Raw genomic sequence first — 1403 nt, 5'->3', positions numbered from 1 at the left:
TGCGGCTTACCTGTTCCAGGAGGGCTGCCCTGGTGCTTTCGTGCAGGATCAGCCATCCTTTGAGTTCCGGTATTTTGTTCAATACCGGTAGCCGGTCAACTGCTCTTGTGTAGGTGTTGCAGGTTTGCTCCAGGCAGGCCTGCAGTGGCAGCATTTGTTCCAGGAAATCATCCGCTGATGCATTACGAACCATTACAGTTACCGGTTTATTGAGAGCAAGCCTGCGGAGGTACTCGGAAAGACTCCTATTGGTACTGCGGCCTAGATGCTGGTGAATCTCTTTTAGTTCCGCTTCACTGACACGAAGCTTGATCAGCCTGTTGCGTTTTTCTTTTCTCTTTTCCATTTTTCACTTTTTTTCATTGCTGTCCTATGCTGCACGACTCCGGAGTGCAGCTTTACCTTACCATCCAAATGTGTCCACATTTGTACATCTTGCCGTGGGCGGGCACCGGCCCACTAATCCTCCAGTGTCTTCTGGACTCCTTACCGTTCAAGCTCTCTTTTCTATATGCCTTTGCCATACTATCCTAAAGCTCGTAAAGTGCGAGACTGCTTCGGTGCCCTGTCCAAATTTCAGCCAGGTGCTACATGTTAAAATACAGGGGTGTTTTGGGCTTCTTTTGCTTCTGTTTTGTGGCCTATTTGAATCCTCTTTTCATCTGATTTCAGGCATAAAAAAGGGCTCAAATGAGCCCTTCGTCTGCGAATGAATAGTAGGTTTCTGCCGTCAGTATCAGGTGGTCTACAACCTTGATATCGAGCAGTTGGCCGGCACCTTTGAACTTCATTGTAAGCTCCTCATCTGCCCTTGACGGCAACAGCGATCCGGAAGGGTGATTGTGTGCCAGGATGATGCTGACGGCACTTGCTTTTAGGGCTGCTGTGAAGATTAGCCTTGGATCAGCTACAGTTCCTGTAATGCCACCCAAAGATGCATTGTAGAGGCAAAGCACTTTATTACCCCTGTTCAGCATCAGCACCTTGAAGCTTTCCTGCAGGTCCATAGTGCCTTCATCCCACAGTTCCGAAAGGATCATATAAGCATCTAGCGACGTCTTTACCTGTGGTCTTTGCGATGCTTTTACTTTGGAGCGGTATACCAGTTCTACTTCCGCCACTTTGCTGCCTGTAAACAGTTCCTTTTCCATAATCTTTTCGTTTTAGGTGTTGTGAAAAATTGATTATGGAACCCCGCCCGGTGCTCCTGCGGGCCTGCTGCAAGGAGGAACGGAATAAATGATGGCTTTCTGTGTGGTAGCTATGTGTTTATGCCGTAGTTCCTTGAAAAGCAGCACCGCAGGGCGCCGAACTTAGTGGAGCAATCAATGCCTGTAATTCCCCTTTCTTCTTTGTAAACATCTACCCTTAACCAGCCGCCCGCAGGGCGCGGCCATATGGAA

2 protein-coding genes are annotated in these 1403 nt (G+C 48.5%); both read right to left on the bottom strand.

The genetic code is table 11. The features are described from left to right. Positions 1-346, bottom strand: a 346-nt coding sequence (locus BUE76_RS23410) for a plasmid mobilization protein (RefSeq protein WP_216820727.1), incomplete at its 3' end; no start/stop codon positions are given. Between the two features lie 340 nt (positions 347-686). Then, positions 687-1151 (bottom strand): JAB domain-containing protein, encoded by a 465-nt coding sequence (locus tag BUE76_RS23405; RefSeq protein WP_073038985.1) that lies wholly within the window; start codon positions 1149-1151, stop codon positions 687-689. Positions 1152-1403 lie beyond the last annotated feature (252 nt).

The organism is Cnuella takakiae (assembly GCF_001953305.1).
Classification (GTDB): Bacteria; Bacteroidota; Bacteroidia; order Chitinophagales; family Chitinophagaceae; genus Flavisolibacter; species Flavisolibacter takakiae.
This window is presented reverse-complemented; position numbering and strand designations above follow the sequence as displayed.

Bases quoted from the DNA above. Each gene is read 5' to 3' on its own strand.
- BUE76_RS23405 (WP_073038985.1), bottom strand. From the start codon at position 1,151: ATGGAAAAGGAACTGTTTACAGGCAGCAAAGTGGCGGAAGTAGAACTG.